This window comes from Phycobacter sedimenti (genome assembly GCF_038148855.1).
GTDB lineage: Bacteria > Pseudomonadota > Alphaproteobacteria > Rhodobacterales > Rhodobacteraceae > Phycobacter > Phycobacter sedimenti.
Genome location: NZ_JBBVGR010000011.1, coordinates 64,129 through 84,643, shown reverse-complemented (window position 1 = coordinate 84,643; position 20,515 = coordinate 64,129). Strand labels below are relative to the sequence as shown.

Below are 20,515 nucleotides of genomic sequence, written 5' to 3'. Positions count from 1 at the left end.
TCGTATCTAATAGCTACCTTCGAGAAATGAGCATTCAAAACTGTATTCCCAAAGACAAATATGATGTGCCTGCCACGGACCGGGCAGGGGAATTAGGTTTTCCGTCTCTCAACGAGGCCATCCCAGATTTGCTGGAATGGCTTCAAGACGCGAACTGGCCGGTGGCCGAGCCTATTGCATCTATCATGCAATACGCCGGAACAGAAATTGTGCCCCATATTAGGAAGATACTGGCCGGACAGGACCAGGAGTGGAAATGGGCGATAATAGTTCTTGTGGTCGCACGATCCTCTCCAGAAGTGATCTGCGATCTGCAAGATGAGCTTCTGCGTTTAGCTCACAGCCCGAGCGAAGGTGAAAAGCGTGCCGGAGTGGATGGCGTAGCCCAAGAAGTTGTGCACGAGCATTTGGTGTAGTCAGGTAACGGCAGGTTTGTCCTGCATAGCTGACCAACAAGACTTGCAGACATCGCCTCCCCCTCACACCCAAACCTGATCCGGGTCTGGCAGCGGGATCGCGGACAGCAGCTCCTGCGTGTAGGGTGCTGTGGGCGCGGCGAACAGATCTGCCGTCGCTGCGTTCTCGACGATTTCGCCCTGGTAGAGCACCAGAATACGGCTGCACAGGCGGCGGATCACCGACAGGTCGTGGCTGATGAAGGCCAGCGTCAGGCCCAACTCGCGCACCAGCTCTTCAAGCAGATTCAGCACCTGCGCCTGGCTTGAGACATCCAAGCCCGACACGATCTCATCCGCCAGAATGAAATCCGGGCGCAGGGCGATGGCGCGGGCGATGCCGACGCGCTGACGCTGCCCGCCCGACAGCTCATGCGGGTAGCGGCTGGCAAAGCTGCGCGGCAGCCCGACCATATCCAGCGCCTCGGCCACGCGGGCGTCGATGCCGTCCAGCCCCTGCAGGCGCAAAGGCCCGGCGATGATCCCGCCCACCCGGCGGCGCGGGTTGAGCGAGGACAGGGGATCCTGAAAGATCATCTGGAACCGCCGCCGCAGGGGCCGCAGATCCTCCTCGCCCATATGGGTGATGTCTGTCCCTTCAAATGAAATCCGGCCGCTGTCCGGCTCGATCAGGCGGATCAGCGCCCGCCCCAGCGTGGATTTGCCCGAGCCAGAGCCGCCAACGATGCCTAAGACCTCGCCCTTGGGGATCTGAAAGGTCAGCCCTTTCAGGATCTCGATCCGGGGCGCAGGGCCAAGGATCGGCTTGCGCGACATATCGGGAAAGCTGAGCCGCAGATCCTTCACGTCATAGATCACGTCGCTCATGCCGCGCCCTCCAGTTGGCGGTCAAAGGCGGCGACCTCTTCTTCTACCGCGCGGATCACCGCATCGGGCACAGGGGTCAGGCTGCCGTCCGGGTCGGTGTATTTCGGCGTCGCCGCCAGCAGGGCCGCCGAATAGGGATGGCCGGGGCTGGCGAAGAAATCGCGCACATCCGTGTCCTCCACCACCTTGCCGGAATAAAGCACGCTCATCGTCTGGCAGACCTTGGAGACCACGCCCAGATCATGGGTCACGAACAAGAGCGCGGTGCCATGGCGCTGCTGCATCTCCGAGATCAGCCGCAGGATCTGTTTCTGCACGGTCACATCCAGCGCGGTCGTCGGCTCGTCCGCGATGATCAGCTTTGGCTCAGCCGCAAAGGCCGAGGCGATGAGGATCCGCTGCCGCATCCCTCCCGACAGCTCGTGCGGATAGGCGCGCATGGCGCGGGCGGGATCGGGGATGTGGACCTCTGCCAAAAGCTCCAGCGCCCGGGCATTTGCGGCCTTGCGCGACCAGCCAAGGATATCCACCAGCCGGTTGGTGATCTGCGGCCCCACCCGACGCGAAGGGTTGAGCGCAGTCAGGGGATCCTGAGGGATCAAGGCGACCTTGGCGCCGATCCTTTGGCGACGGGCACGGGGGGAAAGCTGTTCCAGATCCTCACCATCAAGGATGATCCGCCCGCCCGTGATGCCCAGCGCCTGCGGCAGGGTGCCCAGCACCGATTTGCCGATCATGGATTTGCCTGCCCCGCTTTCGCCAACCAGGGCGCGGACCTCGCCCGCCGCCACGTCGATGGAGACATGGCGCAGGATCGGCAGAGTGCCCCTGAGCCGCACGGTCAGGTCTTGGATGGAAAGGAAGCTCATCGCAGCACCGGATCGAAATGGTCCTTCAGCCCCTCGCCCAATTGCGAGAAGCTGAGAACGGTGAAGAACAGCGCCACCAGCGGGAAGACCAACACCCACCAGGCCTGATGCACCGAGGTGCGCCCCTCGGCGATCATGCCACCCCAGGTGGGCGCATCGGTGGAGATCGAGAGATTCACGAAACTGAGGATCGCCTCGACGATGACCGCGATGCCCATTTCCAGCGTCAGAAGGGCGACGATGGTGGGCAGCACATTGGGCAGGATCTCGGTCAGGGCGGTGCCAAACCGGGTACGCCCCACCACCTGCGCAGAAGCGACATAATCCATCTTGGACTGGGTCATCGCCTCGGCCCGGATCACGCGGGCGAAGCGCGTCCAGTCTATCACCACGATGGCGATGATGATCGAGGTCATGCCGGTCCCGAGAACCGCGATCAGCAGGATCGCGAATAGCACCGGCGGGAAGGCCATCCAGATGTCCACAAGGCGCGAGATCACCAGATCCGCCCAGCCGCCGTAATAGCCGGCGATCAGCCCCAGCGTGGCGCCAATAAGGCAAGTCAGCACCCCGGCGATCAGAGCCACTGTCAGGGCAAGGCGCGCACCATGCAGGATGCGGCTAAGCACATCGCGGCCAAGGGAGTCGGTGCCCAGCCAGTAATTGGGATCAGCGCCCGCCTGCCAGAAGGGCGGCATGCGGCCCGCGAACAGGTCTTGCGCCAAGGGGTCATGCGGGCTGATCCAAGGGGCCAGCAGGGCGGCCAGCACAAGAACGGTGATCCAGCCCCCCGACAGCCAGAGGCGCAGGCCGGGTTTGCGGGTGTGTGCTCTGGTATCACGCATGGCGCAGCCTCGGGTTCAGGGCGGCATAGGTCATGTCGACGACCAGATTGACCACGGTGAAAATCAGGGCGAACAGGATCACGATCCCCTGAATGAGCGGCAGATCACGGTTGATCACAGCGTCGATGGCCATGTTGCCAAGCCCTTCGTAAGAGAACAGCCGCTCCACAATCACTGTGCCACCAATCAGAAAGGTGAACTGCACGCCCACCAGCGTCAGCGTCGGCAGGATCGCATTGGGCAGCGCCTCTCGGGTGATGATGCTGGTCTCCGAATACCCCTTGGTCCGCGCTAGGGTCACATAATCCAGATGCATGGTTTCTTTCAGCGATTGCTTCAGAAGCTGCGAGATGATCGCCGCCAGCGGGATCGCCAGTGCCAATGCGGGCATGAACATATGGGCGACGATATCGGCCCAGACATCGAACCGCAGGCGGACGAAACTTTCCCAGAGGTAGAAGTTCGACTGAAACTCAAACCCCAGAGAAGGCGAGATGCGCCCCGAAATGTGAAACAGCGGCCAGAGCACGCCGAACAGCAGGATCAGCACAAGCCCCCATAGGAAATCCGGCACCGACAGGGCCATTCCGCCAGTCACATCAATGGCGCCTTCAATGCGTGTACCGCGATAGAGCGTCGCCGTCAGCGCCATGGCTCCGCCAAGGATCACCGCAATCACCAGCGCCATTACCGAGAGTTCAAGCGTGGCAGGCAGGCGGCCCAGAACCAGATTCGCAACCGGCTGGCGCAGCGAAATCGAAGTGCCGAAATCCCCCTGAAGGACCCCGCCTGCCCAGATCAGGAACTGCTCAGGGATGGATTTGTCGAGGCCGTATAGCTCTTGTAGTCGCTGGATATCCGCCTCGGTGGCCCCCGGCGGCAGCATCATGGCAATCGGATTGCCCGGCACCACGCGGATGACCACAAAGACGATGACCGCCACCCCGACCAGCGTCACAGCCGTGGCCGCCAGCCGCGCGATCATTCTGCGCAGGATCTGCATGTCTGTCCTTCACTCTTGCAAGAGATGCCAAAAAGGGCGGCGGGGGTCGGCGCAATCACTCCGCCCCCGCCGCCAAGTGAAGCGGGGATCAGGCCCGCGTCATCAGGTGGGGCAGAAGCGCCCCGGAGGCATGTGGAACGACCTTGACCTGCTCGCTGTGCAGGATCGGCTGCACGTATTGCAGCAGCGGGATGACCAGCGCATTGGCCGCGATGAAGCGGTCAACCTCTTTCCAGCCATCGATCCGCTTGGCCTCATCCGCTTCACCCCACAGCGGCAGGATCTTCTGCATCAGATCCTCGCCGTCCCAGACCGAATGCGGCGAGGGGCCGAACATGGCAAATCCGGTCGAGGTGGTGGGATCACCAATCGAGTTGCCCCAGTTGTAGAAGGCCGCAGGGGCAAGGGTGTCGGCCGCGCGCAGCTCATAGTGTTTGGCGATCTCGTAGACTTCGATCTCCGCCTCAATCCCGACCCGGCGCCAGAGGCCGACGATGGCCTGGATGATCTCATAATCCTTCGGCTTGAAGCCACGGGTGGTCTGGATGGTGAACTTGACCGGGTTGTCCGGCCCAAAGCCCGAAGCCGCCAGCAGTTCCTTGGCCTTTTCAGGGTCATAGGCAACCTTGATCGAGGCATCATAGGCGGAATAATCCGGCGTTTGAAGCGTGTCGATGGCCACGCCATAGCCCGACAGCAGGCGGTCGATGATCAGCTGCTTGTCTATGGCATGGGCCATGGCCATGCGCACATTGGGATCCTTCATCACGTCCACATCGTTGATGAAGATCATGCCTATATCAGAGACCGGCGCGGCGGTGCCCATGATGCCGGACTTCTCCTTCAGGCGGTCGAACTCCTCGTAGGGCATTTCGAGCGTCACATGGGCGTTGCCCGACTCCACCTCGGCCACGCGGCTGGCAGCATCAGTCACGAACTTGATGGTGACGGATTTGAACTCGGGCGCGCCGCCCCAGTAGTTTTCATTCGCCTTGAGGCGCACGAATGCGTTGCGCTCAAACTTTTCGACCATATAGGGGCCGGTGCCCACGGGCGCGGATTCGAACCCGTCTGCGCCGACAGACTCATAGTAGGTCTTGGGCAGAATATAGCCGGTGAGGAAGCTCATCCATTTGAAGATCGTCGGCTCATAGGCCAGCACATCCGCCGTCACCCGGTTGCCCTCGATGGCGTAGTTGCCGATCTTCCCCCAGATGAACTGGATCGGATTGCCGGTCTCAGGATTGCCCGCGCGCTCCAGCGACCAGGCCACGTCCTCGGGCGTCAGGGGATCGCCATTGTGCCAGGTCACCCCTTCGCGCACATCCATCCAGATCTTGGTCTTGTCCTCACTCCAGCCATAGCCCGTCAGAATACCCGACCCGAAGGACAGGTCCGGGTTCTGAGGGATGAACAGATCAAAGACCGACTGGTAGATGCCTTGGATGGTCGGATTCACCGCCGAAGGCCCCACCGTGGGATCCCAACTGGGCAGGTTGACGTTATAGGCAATCACCAGCTCCTCGATCCCGGCGGCAAAGCTGGGCAAGCTGGCGCCCGCAAGGGCCACACTGGCGGCGGTACTTTGTAATAATGTGCGTCTTGTGAGTTTCATTTTGCGTTTCCCTGTTGGTTGGAAGACCGGCATGTTGTGTTTGTTAGGCGCCAGCCAGTTTTTGCCCGAGCAGGTATCCCGCTCCGGCTCCGGTTCCCGCGCCTGGCCAGACCGCCGCCCCGGTGTGATAGAGATCACGAATGGGGGTAGAGCCGTCAGCGAACCCGCGCAGGGGCCGGAACATGAAATGCTGGTTCAGATGGTGACTGCCGCAGACCTGATCCCCGCCCACCAGGTTGGGATTGTCGGCCTCCAGCATGGCGGGAGTCACGATATGCTGGCCAAGGATCTTTGCCCTTGTGCCGGGTGCATAGGTTTCAAGGATATCGAGCGCGCGCTCTGCCATCGGCTGCGCCGCATCGCGCCAGTCGGTTGCGGTGATCTTTCCGGCGGCATCACCCTTGATCTGTCCGGGCACCATGCGGACCTGCAGCCATAGAACATGCTTGCCCTCTGGCGCACGACTGGGATCCACGGCAGTGGGCTGACCGCAGACGATAATCGGCTCGTCCGGCAGCAGCCCCGCCTTGGCCTGGGCATAGGTGCGCGCCATCTGATCCAGGCTCGGCGCCATGTGCACATAGGCAAAGCGTTTCAGATCCGCACCCGCCGCCCAATCTGGCAGATCCGCCATCGCGAGGTGGATCATCATGGTTCCCGGCGCGTGGGAGAAGCTTTCCAGCCCGCGATCATACCGTTTGTCCGGCGTGCCGCCGGTCAGCCGCAGCATCGCGGCAGGGGCCACATTAGCAATGACCGCCCGTTTCGCCTGCACCTGGGTTCCATCGGCCAGCTCGATCCCCATGGCGCGCCCGCCAGAGTGGAGGATCCGCGAGACTTCGGTGCCACAGGTCACAGATCCGCCACGCGATTCGATCATGGCCACCATCGCCTTGATCATGCCGTCGGCGCCGCCCTGCCCCAGCACCATGCCAAAGGCCTGATTGACCTGCCCTTCGAGATAGGGAAACAGGGCGCCGCCCGCCGCATCGGGGGCAAAATCCAGATGCATGCCCCAGGCCGCCAGCAGCGCGCGCACCTTGGGCGACTGAAACGTCTCCTCCAGCCAGCTGCGTGGGGATGAGACGAGGAATTGCCCCAGATCCATCAGGCCCGCAGCACCCATCTTGCGCCAGATCTTCCACCCTAAATATGCAAATGCACGTTTATTGATCGGACTTCCAAGAAGAGCGAACAAAGTTTCAGCACGCGCTGGGAACTGCGCACTCAGAGCCTCCCAGGCTTTGGCGTCAGCGGCATTTTCACCCTCGATCCGCGCGACATTTGCAGCGGCGTCCGCCCCGATTCCCAGCCAGGTCTGATCGGGAAAAACCGAGGCGAAACACTCCGTCGCAGGTGCAAACCCTAGCCCATGCCCCGCCAACTCCTCGGCATATTTCTGATGAAATACTGACCCTGCAAAAAGCGACAGGTTCATAGCCGCCCAATCGTGGCGAAAGCCGGGAAGCGTGTACTCGCCCGTCTTCACGGCCCCGCCCGGAACTTCGGCCCGTTCATAGACCGCCACACGCCACCCCTTTGCAGCAAGATGCGCAGCGCAGGCCAGTGAATTGTGACCGCTTCCTACAATGACTGCATCCGGCGCCGATGACATGGCAGATTCCTTTATCCTTCACATATTGATATTTGCAAATGCATTTAAATATGTCTAGCATGGATTTGTCATCGCACAAAAAGCGGCACCAGATAGACCGCGCACAACACGGGAGGCGATAATGACCGCAACAACCGCATTGGACGGGCTTGGCGCCAAGCTTTTGACAGGAGAGATCGAAGTCGTGGACTGCACGGGCGTGCTGGGTCCGAACACACCGATCCTGCAACTGCCCGAGGATTTTGCAAAGAACACCCCCAAGGTCGAGATCCACAAGATCAGCGAATACGACAAGGACGGTCCCTTCTTTGCCTGGAACTGGATGGTGCTGGGAGAGCATTCCGGCACGCATTTTGATGCGCCGCACCACTGGATCACCGGGAAGGACTACGAGGAAGGCTTTACCGATACGCTCGACGTGCAGCGCCTGATTGCGCCGGTCAATGTGATCGACTGCTCCGCCGAAAGCGCCGAGAACGAGGACTTCCTGCTGACGGCCGACCTGATCAAGGCCTGGGAAGCCAAGCACGGCGAGATCGGCAAGGGCGAATGGGTGGTGATGCGCACCGACTGGGATAAACGCGCAGGCGACGAGGCGGCTTTCCTCAACGCCGATGAGACCGGCCCCCACAGCCCCGGACCGACCCCGGACGCGATCGAGTACCTCCTCAGCAAGGGGATCGTGGGCTGGGGTAGCCAGTGCATCGGCACCGATGCCGGTCAGGCCGGCGGGATGGAGCCGCCCTATCCGGCGCATAACCTTCTGCACCGCGACAACTGCTTTGGTCTGGCCTCGCTTGCCAACCTCGACAAGCTGCCGCCCAAGGGCGCCATCCTGATCGCCGCCCCGCTGAAGATAGAACGCGGCACCGGCAGCCCGATCCGCGCCCTGGCGCTGGTTCCGAAGGGATAAGCGGGGATGGCCGCCGCTCCGCATATCGTCATCGGCTCTGGCATCAATGCGCTGGTCGCCGCCGCGCTGTTGTCCCGCAAGGGGCAGCCGGTTGTGATGCTCGAACGCTCTGACCGGATCGGCGGCTGCATGCGCACCGATGAGATCACGCTGCCGGGCTATGCCCATGATGTGATGGCGGCGACCTTCGTTCTGTTCCTGACCTCCCCCGCCTATGCAGAACTGGCCGAGGATCTGGGCAAGCATGGGTTGGAATTCTGCCATACGGCCCACCCCACGGCTGTGCTGCGCCCGAACGGGCGCGCCACGGTACTGACCATGGACCGCGCCGCCAATATCGCAACCTTTGATGCGCTGCATCCCGGCGACGGGGCACAGCATGGCCACGATGTGGGCGGGATCGAGGCGGACGCGGAGTTCCTTTTTGCTCTGCTGGGTGGATCGCTCTGGTCGCTGGGCACCGCCAAACTGATGGCGAAACAGGCCTGGAAGCGCGGCCTCAATGGTCTCAAATCCTGGGTCGGCACGGCGCTGCAACCGGCGCGGGGCTGGCTGGAAAGCTCCTATGGCTCCGAAGACATGCAGGCGCTTTGGGCGCCCTGGGTTCTCCATTGCGGGCTGACCCCGGAAAGCACCTACTCGGGCCAGATGGGCCGGGTCATCGCCTTCGCGCTGGAGGCCGCCGGGGCGCCGGTGGTCAAGGGCGGTGCGGGCGCCGCGGCCGAGGCCTTTGGCCGCCTGATCACCTCCAATGCCGGTGAGATCCGCACCGGCGCAGATGTGGCCCGGATCATCACACAGAACGGGCGTGCCATAGGCGTGGAAACCAGCGACGGAGAGGTGATCCACGGTGCCTCAGTCATTGCATCCGTTACGCCCTCGCAGCTTTATGGCCGCCTGCTGCCTCAAGAGGACGCGCCCGAAGCGGTCAAGACTTACCGCCACGGACGCGGCAATTTCCAACTGCACTATGCGCTGGACGCCGCCCCCGAATGGCTGGCCGAGGGTCTGGAAGACGTGGCTCTGATCCATCTGGCCGACGGGGTGGACAGCGTCTCCAAATCCGCAAACGAGGCCGAGCGCGGCATGCTTCCCGAAACCCCGACCATCTGCGTCGGCCAGCCGCAACGCATGGATCCTTCCCGCTGCCCGGACGGCAAGGCGATTCTCTGGCTGCAGATCCCCGACGCCCCCCGCGTGATCAAGGGCGATGCCGCTGGCACGATCGAAACCGGGCCGGACTGGAGCGAGGCCACCCGCGAAGCCTTTGCCGATCGGATCGAGGCGATCCTGGCGCGCCACATCAAGGATTTCGACAAGATCAAACTGGCGCGCCGCGCCTATTCCCCCGCCGATCTTCAGGATCTGAACATGAATCTGGTGGGTGGCGACCCCTATGGCGGGGCCTGCACTCTTGACCAGTTCTTTGTCTGGCGCCCCTTCCCGCAATCGGTCAATAACGCCACCGCAGTGAAGGATCTGCATATGATTGGCGCCGCGACCCACCCCGGACCTGGTCTGGGCGGCGGGTCCGGCTACAACCTTGCAAAAAGGATGGGTGCATGAACGAGGATGATGTTGTCACGCAAGAACCTCAAGCCGCAGGTACGCCGCGGCTGGGAGAGATCGGTCTGGAAAATTTTCCGCCCTATCTGATGAACCGGATCATGGGGCGCTACAACGCCTCCCTGCGCGACGAGATGGCGGCCCTGGGCCTGACAACACCCAAGATGCGGACGCTGGCGGTGCTTTCCGTGATGGACGGGCTATTGATCCGTGAACTTGCCGTCTATGCGGTGGTGGAGCAATCGACGCTCAGCCGATCCCTGGACAAGATGGAAAAGGAAGGGCTGATTTCCCGCTGCCCCGACCCGGACGACAGCCGCGCCACCCGCATCTACATGACCCCGAGGGGCCGTGAGACGCAGGAAAAGCTCTGGCCGCATATCGCCGCGGCCTATGCGCAGATGTTCAAAGGCATCAGCGAAGAAGAGCAGCGCCAGTTCGTGACCACCCTGCAAACCATCCTGCGCAACGTGCGCGTGCACCAGATCTGATCCCGAAAGAAGAGCCAAGGAGGCGCCCATGGCCGAAAGGTCGTTCAAGGCAGAAGTCGAGCACCTGCGCAAAGGCGCCGGGCACAGCTTTACCGGAGAGGGTATTCTCGCCATCACCAAGGCTCTTCTGGAAAATGGAGTCGGCTATGTAGGCGGTTACCAGGGCGCGCCGATCTCGCACCTGATGGACGTTCTGGCCGATGCCGAGGATCTGCTTGGCGAACTTGGCGTTCGCTACGAGGCGAACGCGTCAGAGGCGGCAGCCGCAGCGATGTTGGCCGCTTCTGTGCACTATCCTATCCGGGGGGCTGTCACCTTCAAGGGATCGGTTGGGGTCAACGTGGCCTCGGACGCGCTGGCGAACCTCGCGTCCTCCGGCGTCACCGGCGGCGCCCTTGTGGTGGTCGGTGAGGACTACGGCGAAGGCTCCTCGATCATGCAGGAGCGCTCTTATGCCTTTGCTATGAAGTCACAGTTCTGGCTGCTGGATCCGCGCCCCAACCTGCCATCCATCGTGAAATCCGTGGGCGACGGCTTTGGCCTGTCGGAGGCGTCGAACACGCCCGTGATGCTTATGGTGCGAATCCGGTCCTGCCATGTGACCGGCACCTTCGAATGCCGCGACAACAAGCGCCCCGATCTGACTGTGCGCGATGCCTTGGCGAACCCGCAGCGGGATTTCTCGCGCGTGGTGCTGCCGCCGATGTCCTACCAGCACGAACATGACAAGATCGAAAACCGCTGGCCCGCCGCCGAGAAATACATCCTCGACAATGGGCTCAACGAACGCTTTGGCCCAAAGGAGGGCAAAGTCGGCCTGATCTGCCTCGGCGGTATGTACAACAGCGTCATCCGCTCCCTTCAGCGCCTCGGCCTTGCGGATCTGTCGGGCAACACCGACGTGCCGCTTTACGTGATGAACGTGACCTACCCGCTGGTGCAAAGCGATCTTCTGGACTTCTGCGAGGACAAGGACGCCGTCCTGATGATCGAGGAAGGCCAGCCCGAGTTCATCGAGCAGCAGCTTGGCGCCATGCTCTACAAGGCGGGCAGCAGCACGAAACTCGAAGGCAAGGGTACCTTCCCCAAGGCGGGCGAATACACCGGCCAGGTGATGAAAGACGGGATCGAAGATTTCCTGCGCACCTATGCCGCAAGCCTTCTGCCCGGTCAGATCCTCGCCCCCAACGAACCCGTGCCCGAGATCCCCGACCTCAGCCAGACCGTGCCAATTCGCCCACCGGGGTTCTGCACCGGCTGCCCGGAGCGGCCCATCTTTGCCTCGATGAAGCTGGTGGAGCAGGAGCTCGGTAAGCACCAGATCTCGGCCGATATCGGCTGTCACCTGTTCGCCGCCCTGCCTCCATTCGAAATCGGCGGGCAGACCATGGGCTATGGTCTTGGCCCGGCCTCAAACGCGGCCTTTGACGGCGGCGGCGAAAAGCGTGCGATCTCGATCCTTGGCGATGGGGGCTTCTGGCACAACGGGCTGAGTTCCTCGATCGGCAACATGGTGTTCAACAAATCCGACAGCGTCGCCATCATTGTCGACAACTACTATTCCGCCGCCACCGGCGGGCAGGACATTCCGTCGAGCCGCGCCAAGAATGCCAGCAAGGCCACGAACAACCCGATCACCAAGGCGCTTGAGGGCGCGGGCGTCAAATGGATCCGGCAGATCGACCGCACCTATGACGTCACACAGATGCGCGCCACCATCCGCGAGGCGCTGACCACCGACTATGACGGGCCAAAGGTCATCGTCGCCTCCTCGGAGTGCATGCTGAACAAACAGCGGCGCGAGAAACCTTTGCGCAATGCTGCGATCAAGGACGGCACACGTGTCGAGGTGCCTCGTTTCGGCGTCGATCAGGACATCTGCACCGGCGATCACGCTTGTATTCGCCTGTCGGGCTGCCCCTCGCTGTCGCTGAAGACACTCGACGATCCCCTGCGCGACGATCCCGTGGCCCATATCGACCAAACCTGCGTCGGCTGTGGCAACTGCGGCGAGGTGGCCGATGCCGCGATCCTCTGCCCGTCTTTTTTCGAGGCGCGTGTCGTGCACAATCCCACCGGCTTTGAACGCTGGAAGGCGGGGCTGCGCACGCGGATCATCTCGTGGCTGCAAGGTCGTCGTTCGGCGCGGCGTCTGCAGTTTTCCAGTACCGTGAGCCAGGGAGCCGCCTGATGTCCATCGAACTGCCAATCGGAACAGGTCAGCGCGACGCTGGCCTCGACGGCGTGATCAAGCTCGCAATCCTCGCAGTGGGTGGCCAGGGCGGTGGGGTGCTGACCAATTGGATCGAATCCCTTGCGCGCTCGCAAGGCTACAACGCCCAGGCCACCAGCGTTGCAGGCGTCGCCCAGCGCACCGGCGCCACGATCTACTACATCGAGATGGCCCCGGCCTCGGTTTCGAACCCAGTGTTCTCCTTGGCGCCCGCACAGGGCGACGTGGACGTGATGATCGCAGCCGAAATGATGGAGGCCGGACGCGCCATCCTGCGCGGCTTTGTGACACCCGATCGCACGACCCTGATCGCCTCAACCCACCGTGCGCTTGCCGTGTCGGAGAAGATGGTGCCCGGCAACGGTATGGCCGACGCCGAAGAGGTGCGCGCTGCTGCCGAAATGGCCGCTGAAAAACTGATCATGGCCGATATGGAACGCGCGGCCGTAGGCGCGGGATCGGTGATCTCGGCCTCGCTGTTCGGAGCGCTGGCCGGATCCGGTGCCCTGCCGTTTGAACGGTCCGCTTTTGAGGATGCGATCCGCGCCTCCGGGAAGGGGGTCGAGGCCAGCCTCCGCGCCTTTGCTGCCGGGTATGATCTCGCGCAGACGGGGGAAGACCCGTCAACGGAACAGCCCAAGGCAATACCGGCGCTGGTCCCATCCGGCTCACCACAGCAGATCCGGGCCTTTGGCGATCTGATGACCCGCATCGCCGCATTGCCGACCGAAGTCAAAGAGATGGCAGAGGCCGGTCTGCGCAAGGTGGTTGAGTTCCAGGATGTCGCCTATGGCACCGAGTATCTCGACCGGCTTGCGCCCTTTGTTGCACAGGACGACGCAGGCCGCGACCACGTGTTGTCTCGCGAAGCGGCGAAATATATCGCCAACGCCATGGCCTATGACGACGTGATCCGTGTGGCTGATCTCAAGACCCGCGCCAGCCGGTTCGACCGCATCGAAGGTGAGATAGGCAGCGTGGGCAAGGCAATGACACTCACCGACTACCTGCATCCCCGCGCCGAGGAGATTGCAGGCCTGTTTCCTGCCCGTCTGGGGGCACGGATCGAAGCAAGCCCCGTCTGGATGAAGCGGCTGGATCGTCTGTTCAACAAGGGCCGCCGCATCCGAACCGACAGCCTGCGCGGCTTTGTGATGCTCTATGTCCTGGGTGGCTTGCGGGGCTGGCGTCGCAAGACCCACCGTCACGCACTGGAGCAGGCCCATCTGCAGGATTGGTTGTCCCGCGCCAATGCCTATCTGCCGGATCGATATGACATGGCTGTGGAAATCCTGCGCTGTCGCCGACTGATCAAGGGCTATTCCGACACCCACGCCAGAGGCCTCACGAAATTCGACCGTGTGCTGGAGGGTGCAAGACTGGTCGATACCCGCGACGACGGCCCTGAGTGGGTCGCCCGCCTGCGTGAAGCTGCCCTGCAAGACGAGAAGGGTGAGGCTCTTGATGGCGCCCTGAAAACCATCCGCAGTTTCCTCTGAACCTGCGGATAGGCTGAATCGCAGCTCTCCCGCGCCCGCAGGATGCCGTGGCATGGCCACGACACCCTTGGCGACCTTGGGCCCGGCGCCGCGCCTTGCGCGGCGCCGGGCCCAACGGGAGGATGTCTTCCATCAGGAAGGCTGACGACGGGCGGGAGGGCTCAGGTTTCCAAGCCCATTGCAAACCGTTCCACGCGGTATCGACCTTTCAATGTGTCCGCCACACCGATATGCAGGACCAAACGGATCCTTCGCATGGACAGACAGTCGCAATGATCACCGCCCGCCTGCACGGCCGCCTTGGCAACCAGATGTTCCAATACGCCGCCGCCCGCGCCCTTGCCGAACGCACCGGAACCTCGGTCTCCCTTGACACGCGAGAAGCCATCCGGCGCGGTGAAGGTGTCCTGACACGGGTCTTCGATCTGGATCTGGTCGCTCCTTCTGCTCTTCCACCGCTGAAAAGCGATGCGCTCCTGCGTTATGCCATCTGGCGGGCCTTCGGTCGCGCACCAAGGTTTCAGCGCGAACGGGGCCTCGGCTACAACGCGGATTTCGATACCTGGGGTGATGACACCTATTTGCACGGCTACTGGCAGAGCGAGAGGTACTTTGCCGGGATTGCCGACCGCATCCGCTCCGATTTCATTTTCCCGGAATTCTCCAACACCCAGAACGCCGAAATGGCCGATCGCATCCACGGCTGCAACGCGATCTCTTTGCATGTACGCCGCGGCGACTACCTGGCGCTTGCGGCCCATGTGCTTTGCGATCAGGCCTACTACGAGGCTGCCCTTGCGCGCATCCTCGACGGGCTTTCCGGCACACCTACGGTCTTTGTGTTTTCCGATGATCCCCAATGGGCCAAGGAAAACCTGCCTCTGCCCTGCGAGAAGATCGTGGTGGATTTCAACGGACCCGAAACGGACTTCGAGGACATGCGGCTGATGACGCTGTGCCAGCACAACATCATCGCCAACAGCTCCTTCTCCTGGTGGGCGGCATGGCTGAACCCCAACCCGGAAAAACGCGTCACCGGCCCGGCGCAGTGGTTCGGAGATCCCAAGCTTCACAACCCCGACATCCTGCCGGACAGCTGGCACCGGGTTGAGGCCTGATCAGAACGGCGCCTTGGCCCGGAATTTCATCGATTCTTCACTATCGGGATGCTTGATCCGCAGCTCCTCGGAATGGAGCATCATGCGGGGAAAATCCCGCGCCGCCCCTTCGGCATAGAGCGGATCGCCCAGAATTGGATGCCCGAGCGATAGCATATGCACCCGCAACTGATGCGACCGTCCCGTCTTGGGCGTCAGTCGCACGCGCGTTTCGCCCTCCTCATATTTGATCACCCTCCAGTCCGTCACCGCTGGCTTGCCCGTTTCCTGGCAGACCATCTGGCGCGGTCGGTTCGGCCAGTCCACGATCAGGGGCAGATCCACCGTACCTGATCGCGGCTCCAACCGCCCGGAAACACGCGCCACATAGGCCTTGCGGGCGGTGCGCTTTTCGAACTGCATCGACAGGTGCCGCTGCGCATGGGGCGTCAGCGCAAAGATCATGACGCCCGAGGTGTCCCGGTCCAGCCGATGCACAAGCAACGCCTCGGGAAAGGCAAGCTGGACCCGGCTGAGCAGGCAATCGGACAAATGCTCCCCCCGCCCCGGCACGCTCAAAAGCCCTGCCGGTTTGTTCACCGCAAGGATCTGCGCATCGTGGAGCAGGATCTCCAGGGGATCCTGCGGCGGGGTGTATTCGCTCGATAGGGTCATGGCGCCTGCCTAGCGTCTCGCCCTGTCTGCGGCAAGTTCCCGCGACGTCCTTCTTGCCCCTCACTGCGACGCAAGGGCAGGATCGGCTGCAAAGAGGGAGAGAGACAATGCATCCAACCATCACCCGCATGCAGGAGGTCGTCGCCAAGGGCGAGGAACACCTGATCGCCGAGCTACTGGCCGAAGACGTGAAATTCCTGCCGCCGACCTATTGGAAAACCTGGACGGGGCGCGCGCCGGTGGCTGCAGTTCTGGGACATGTGGGGCAGGTGTTTTCCGATTTTCGCTACCGCCGCATCATGGGAGAGGGTAACGACTGGGCGCTGGAATTCCAGTGCAAGATCGGTGAGTTCGACGCCGTGGGCGTGGATCTGATAACGCTGAACGACGACGGGTTGATCGAGACCTTCGAAGTGGTCATGCGCCCCTACAAATCGGTCGGCGCACTGCGTGATGCTATGAATGCGCGGGTTCAGACCGACGCCCGCTTCCTGAAATTCCGCGAGGCACTCAGCTAACTGCCTCCTATTAGAGCCTGATATTTCCAACCGTGCCATGATCGCAATCGACCAGATCCTGCGCCTGCCGCTGTTGCCCGTGTTGATCGCGCAAGGGTTAGCGGTGCGGCGCAAGGCACTGCGCCTGCCGGAACCTGAAGGTCCGAGACAGGGGCGTATGGGATCGGGTCCGCCCTTACGCCTTTTGATTGCCGGAGACAGCTCTGCCGCTGGCGTTGGTGCCGCGCATCAGGATCAGGCGCTTGCGGGTCAACTGGTGACGCGCCTTGCACCGCGGTGGGAGGTGCATTGGCGGCTTGAGGCCACGACCGGTCACGCCACAGCAGACACCCTGCAGCGGCTGACCAACCTGCCCGCGCAGCCCTTTGACGTGGCCGTTCTGGCACTTGGCGTGAATGATGTGACCGGGGCCGTTTCGCAGCGCAGATTTGCGCGCCAGCAAAAGGGTTTGGCGCGGTTGTTGGCCGATCGGTTCGGCGTGCGGCAGATCTTGGCCTGCGGGGTGCCACAGATGGAGCATTTCCCCGCCCTGCCCCAGCCGCTCGCCTGGGCGCTGGGGCGTCAGGCGCAGCGACTGGACAACAGGCTGGCCCGGCTTTCCATGCAGATTTTCGGGCTGCACCACCTGCCTTTCGAGTTGCCAAGCGATCCTGAACTGGCGGCGGAAGACGGCTATCATCCAAATCCGCGCGCCTATGCGCTCTGGGCAGAGCGGTTGGCCAAAGAGATTGAAAAAAACTTGCTTAGAGACTGATTCAGCCCGGCTTTGCCGTTCCGGGCTTGCGCCGCATCTGCCGGATCAGCGGGATCGAGTAGATCACCAGCGCGGCCCAGATCATCGGGAAAGCGATCATGCGGGCATGGCCGAATTCCTCACCAAAGACAAAGACGGCGACGAGGAAGATGAGCGTCGGAGCAATGTATTGAAGAATTCCGATGGTCGACAGCCGCAACAGTTTTGCCCCGTTCGCGTAGATGATCAGGGGCACCGCCGTCACCACTCCACAGCCCATCAGAAGCAGGCTTTGCTGCAAGCTGACGGTGAAATGCCCTCCTCCCACCGCCCCGAGGTAAGCGAGATAGCAAAGAGCAGGTACAGAAAGGATCAGCACCTCCAACAGAAACCCCTGGTTCGGGCCGACCGGCAACCATTTCTTGAAGAAGGCATAAAACCCCCAACTGAAGGTCAAGCCAATCGCAGCCCAGGGCAGGCTGCCGGTTTCGACCGTCAGAACCACCACTGCGGCGGCTGCAAGGGCGATGGCAACCATCTGCGTCCGGGTCGGACGCTCACCCAGTAAAAGGGCGCCCAGTGCGACACTAAACAGGGGGTTTATGTAATATCCGAGAGCGGCATCAAGCGCGTGATCCGTGGCGATGGACCAGACATAGATCCCCCAGTTGACCGAGATCAGCACCGCCGTCAGGCAAGCCATCACAAGGGTGCGCGGGCTCCGCAGGGCGGCGCGCAGATCGTCGGTGCGGCGCAGCAGGATCAGCAACGCTCCGGCAAGCGGTACCGACCAGATCACCCGGTGCGCCACCACCTCGGCCGCCGGAATATGCGAGACCGCCTTCATGTAGAGCGGCAAGAAACCCCAAAGCAAATAGGCCGTGATGGCAAAGGCCAATCCCTGCGGGGTGTCGACGTTGTCGGGCTTGTGGCTGGTCATCTCGGCTCTCCTCTGCGGCCTTTATGGCAGCTTTGCAGGCGAAGGGAATGCACAAAAACAACAGGGGTGGTCACACTGCGCACCACCCCCATATTTCTGGCAAATTATCCCGTGTTAGAGCCGCATCACGCCTTCACCCGCTCTGATTTCGGGTCATACATCGGCCTTAGGGAGGCCTCTGCTTTCACGCGGGCGCCCATCACGTCGATCTCATAAGCGGAGGCCAGCACCTCTGCCGCGCTTTCCCCTTCGCAAGGGACATATCCCATGCCGATGGCGCCCCCCAAGGTATGGCCATAGGCGCCAGAGGACACATAGCCGACGATCTCTCCGTCGCGCAGCAGCGGTTCGTTGTGATAAAGCAACGGTTCGGGATCGGTCACCCGGAATTGCAGCATACGGGATTTCGGGCCGCTTTCCTTGCGGGCGGCAACCGCGGCCTTGCCGATGAAATCCTGCTTGGTCAGATCCACCGCAAAGCCGAGCCCCGCATCGATCACGTGATCCTCGCAGGTGATGTCATGGCCGAAATGACGAAAGCCCTTCTCGATCCGGCAACTGTCCATCATGTGCATGCCGCACAGCTTCAGATCCATCTCCTGTCCGGCCTCGTACAGCACCTCGAATACATGACCGGCCATGTCGGCAGAGACATAGATCTCCCACCCCAGTTCCCCGACATATGAGACCCGGTGCGCGCGCGCCAGCCCCATGCCGATCTCGATGTCCTGCGCCGTCCCAAAGGGGTTCACCGCGTTCGAGAAGTCATTGGGTGATACCTTTTGCAACAACTCGCGCGAGCGCGGTCCCATCACCGCCAGAACGCCCTCACCCGCAGTCACATCCGTGATCGTCACGCGGTAGTCTCCGGCCAGCCGCCGCATTCGCGTTTCATCCGCCAGTCGGGTGATCGCGGGCGTCACAACCAGGTATACAGTCTCTGACAGGCGCGTGACGGTCACATCCGCCTCGATCCCGCCGCGGGTATTGAGGAACTGCGTATAGACGATCTTGCCCACCGGAACGGACATGTTCGCCCCGCAGATGTGGTTGAGGAAGCTTTCGGCATCGGGCCCCTCCACGCGGATCTTCCCGAAGGAGGACATGTCGTACATGCCGACGTTTTCCCGCACCGCACGGTGTTCGGCAGCGGAATTCTGGAACCAGTTCTGCCGCTTCCAGCTGTAGTGATATTCACGCAACTGGCCCTCCGCAGCGAACCAATTGGCGCGCTCCCAGCCCGCCAGTTCCCCAAAGACGGCGCCCGCTTCGGCAAGGTGGTGATGGAAAGGCGAGCGCCGCACCCCGCGCGCGGTGGCCTTTTGCCGATAGGGGAAGTGATCGGCGTATAGCAGGCCCAATGTTTCCTTGGAGCGTTCGAACAGATAATGTTTGTTGCCCTGAAACGGCTGCATCCGGCTGATGTCCACGTCACCAAGGTCAAAGGGCTTTTCGCCGTCCTGCATCCACTGTGCCAGCGCCATGCCTGCGCCACCTGCCGACTGGATCCCGATCGAATTGAACCCTGCCGCGATCCAGACATTGTCCATCTCGGGCGCCAGACCCAGATGATAGGCATCGTCGGGTGTGAAGCTTTCGGGGCCGTTGAAGAAGGTATGAATCCCCGCCTCCGCCAGCAAAGGCATGCGGTTGCAGGCCGCCTCCAGGATGGGTTCGAAATGGTCGAAATCCTCGGGCAGCTGATCAAATTCGAAACTGTCGGGAATGCCGGTCATGCCCCAAGGTTTGGCGTTTGGCTCAAAGGCGCCAAGCATGATCTTGCCTGCGTCCTCTTTGTAGTAGGCGCATTCATCGGGCACCCGCAGCACCGGCATCTGGGTGAGGCCCTGGATCGGCTCAGAGACGATGTAGAAATGCTCGCAGGCATGAAGCGGTACGTTGACACCCGCCATCCGGCCCACCTCGTGCCCCCACATCCCGGCACAGTTCACCACCATGTCACAGGCGATATGCCCTGTATCAGAGCCTGAATCGGACGCCCAATCGACCCCCGTTACCCGGCGCCCTTCGCGGGAAAGGCCGGTGACCTTGATCCGCTCCTTCACCAGCGCGCCGCGCTGGCGGGCGCCCTTGGCCAGGGCCAGCGCAATATTCGCCGGATCCGCCTGACCGTCCGTGGGCAGCCAGACACCGCCGGTGACCCCATCAAGTTTGATATGGCCGTAGCGCTCTTTGACTTCGGCCGGGGACAGTTCCTCAACCGGCACACCAAAGGCGCGCGCCATGGCGGCGTTCCGGTACAGTTCCTCCAGCCGCTCATCCGTCAGCGCGACCGAAACAGACCCGACCTGGCGCATGCCGGTGGCAACGCCCGTCTCTTCCTCAAGCCCCAGATAAAGGTCCGCAGAATAGCGCGCGAGTTTCGTCATATTGGACGAGGCGCGCAGCTGACCGATCAACCCCGCCGCATGCCATGTGGTGCCCGAGGTGAGCTGCTTGCGTTCCAACAGCACCACATCAGTCCAGCCAAGCTTGGTCAGGTGATAGGCCACCGAGCAGCCCACCACGCCGCCGCCGATGATGACCACGCGGGCCGATGTAGGAAGATCGCTCATCTCGTGCACTCCGAAGGCAATGTCTCTGGCCCATAGTGGCACGT

Annotated in this window: 18 protein-coding genes; 9 read left to right on the top strand and 9 right to left on the bottom strand. The window is 62.2% G+C overall.

Annotated elements, in window-relative coordinates; all coding sequences use genetic code 11:
• The first annotated feature begins 26 nt into the window (after positions 1–26).
• Positions 27–416 (top strand): DUF5071 domain-containing protein, encoded by a 390-nt coding sequence (locus AADA15_RS18095; RefSeq protein ID WP_341642966.1) that lies wholly within the window; start codon positions 27–29, stop codon positions 414–416.
• A gap of 63 nt (positions 417–479) precedes the next feature.
• Here the strand turns inward: AADA15_RS18095 and AADA15_RS18090 are convergent, their stop codons facing one another.
• The 6 genes from AADA15_RS18090 to AADA15_RS18065 form a co-directional block, all read right to left on the bottom strand.
• Positions 480–1,283: an ATP-binding cassette domain-containing protein gene (locus tag AADA15_RS18090; protein ID WP_341642965.1), complete on the bottom strand. Its 804-nt coding sequence runs from the start codon at positions 1,281–1,283 to the stop codon at positions 480–482.
• Entirely contained in the window at positions 1,280–2,152 is an 873-nt protein-coding gene (locus AADA15_RS18085; RefSeq protein ID WP_341642964.1) for an ABC transporter ATP-binding protein, read from the bottom strand. The genes AADA15_RS18090 and AADA15_RS18085 overlap by 4 nt, the downstream gene beginning before the upstream one ends.
• The gene (locus AADA15_RS18080; RefSeq protein ID WP_341642963.1) at positions 2,149–2,997 is read right to left on the bottom strand and encodes an ABC transporter permease; all 849 of its coding nucleotides are present in this window, start codon (positions 2,995–2,997) and stop codon (positions 2,149–2,151) included. Before AADA15_RS18080 ends, AADA15_RS18085 begins: the two co-directional genes overlap by 4 nt.
• Complete coding sequence (locus AADA15_RS18075) at positions 2,990–4,000, bottom strand: ABC transporter permease (protein ID WP_341642962.1); 1,011 nt, start codon at positions 3,998–4,000, stop codon at positions 2,990–2,992. Before AADA15_RS18075 ends, AADA15_RS18080 begins: the two co-directional genes overlap by 8 nt.
• An 88-nt stretch (positions 4,001–4,088) precedes the next feature.
• Positions 4,089–5,615, bottom strand: a complete 1,527-nt coding sequence (locus tag AADA15_RS18070) for an ABC transporter substrate-binding protein (RefSeq protein WP_341642961.1) — start codon at positions 5,613–5,615, stop codon at positions 4,089–4,091.
• A gap of 43 nt (positions 5,616–5,658) precedes the next feature.
• Positions 5,659–7,230 carry a phytoene desaturase family protein gene (locus AADA15_RS18065; RefSeq protein ID WP_341642960.1) on the bottom strand — a complete coding sequence of 524 codons (1,572 nt, stop codon included), beginning with the start codon at positions 7,228–7,230 and terminating at the stop codon, positions 5,659–5,661.
• 121 nt (positions 7,231–7,351) lie between these two features.
• Here AADA15_RS18065 and AADA15_RS18060 point away from each other — a divergent pair, with 121 nt between their 5' ends.
• The 6 genes from AADA15_RS18060 to AADA15_RS18035 all read left to right on the top strand — a co-directional run bounded on the left by AADA15_RS18060 (position 7,352) and on the right by AADA15_RS18035 (position 15,050).
• The gene (locus AADA15_RS18060; RefSeq protein ID WP_341642959.1) at positions 7,352–8,143 is read left to right on the top strand and encodes a cyclase family protein; all 792 of its coding nucleotides are present in this window, start codon (positions 7,352–7,354) and stop codon (positions 8,141–8,143) included.
• A 6-nt stretch (positions 8,144–8,149) separates the two neighbouring features.
• Positions 8,150–9,709 (top strand): phytoene desaturase family protein, encoded by a 1,560-nt coding sequence (locus tag AADA15_RS18055; protein ID WP_341642958.1) that lies wholly within the window; start codon positions 8,150–8,152, stop codon positions 9,707–9,709.
• The gene (locus tag AADA15_RS18050; RefSeq protein ID WP_341642957.1) at positions 9,706–10,200 is read left to right on the top strand and encodes a MarR family winged helix-turn-helix transcriptional regulator; all 495 of its coding nucleotides are present in this window, start codon (positions 9,706–9,708) and stop codon (positions 10,198–10,200) included. Before AADA15_RS18055 ends, AADA15_RS18050 begins: the two co-directional genes overlap by 4 nt.
• A gap of 28 nt (positions 10,201–10,228) precedes the next feature.
• Positions 10,229–12,391, top strand: a complete 2,163-nt coding sequence (locus AADA15_RS18045) for a thiamine pyrophosphate-dependent enzyme (RefSeq protein ID WP_341642956.1) — start codon at positions 10,229–10,231, stop codon at positions 12,389–12,391.
• On the top strand, positions 12,391–13,932 hold the full coding sequence (locus tag AADA15_RS18040; protein ID WP_341642955.1) for an indolepyruvate oxidoreductase subunit beta family protein: 1,542 nt from the start codon (positions 12,391–12,393) through the stop codon (positions 13,930–13,932). The genes AADA15_RS18045 and AADA15_RS18040 overlap by 1 nt, the downstream gene beginning before the upstream one ends.
• Positions 13,933–14,204: 272 nt before the next feature.
• Positions 14,205–15,050 (top strand): alpha-1,2-fucosyltransferase, encoded by an 846-nt coding sequence (locus AADA15_RS18035; protein WP_341642954.1) that lies wholly within the window; start codon positions 14,205–14,207, stop codon positions 15,048–15,050.
• On the opposite strand, the gene AADA15_RS18030 is transcribed toward AADA15_RS18035, so the two are convergent.
• Positions 15,051–15,704, bottom strand: coding sequence for an RluA family pseudouridine synthase (locus tag AADA15_RS18030; RefSeq protein ID WP_341642953.1), 654 nt, complete (start codon positions 15,702–15,704; stop codon positions 15,051–15,053).
• A gap of 107 nt (positions 15,705–15,811) precedes the next feature.
• On the opposite strand from AADA15_RS18030, the gene AADA15_RS18025 reads away from it, so the two are divergent.
• A complete protein-coding gene (locus AADA15_RS18025; RefSeq protein WP_341642952.1) occupies positions 15,812–16,222 on the top strand; it encodes a nuclear transport factor 2 family protein in 411 nt (136 codons plus the stop codon).
• A gap of 37 nt (positions 16,223–16,259) precedes the next feature.
• A complete protein-coding gene (locus AADA15_RS18020; RefSeq protein WP_341642951.1) occupies positions 16,260–16,976 on the top strand; it encodes an SGNH/GDSL hydrolase family protein in 717 nt (238 codons plus the stop codon).
• Between the two features lies 1 nt (position 16,977).
• Here AADA15_RS18020 and rarD read toward each other — a convergent pair whose 3' ends face one another.
• Positions 16,978–17,895, bottom strand: a complete 918-nt coding sequence (rarD, locus tag AADA15_RS18015; RefSeq protein WP_341642950.1) for an EamA family transporter RarD — start codon at positions 17,893–17,895, stop codon at positions 16,978–16,980.
• Between the two features lie 125 nt (positions 17,896–18,020).
• Entirely contained in the window at positions 18,021–20,471 is a 2,451-nt protein-coding gene (locus tag AADA15_RS18010; RefSeq protein WP_341642949.1) for a GcvT family protein, read from the bottom strand.
• Positions 20,472–20,515: the final 44 nt, after the last annotated feature.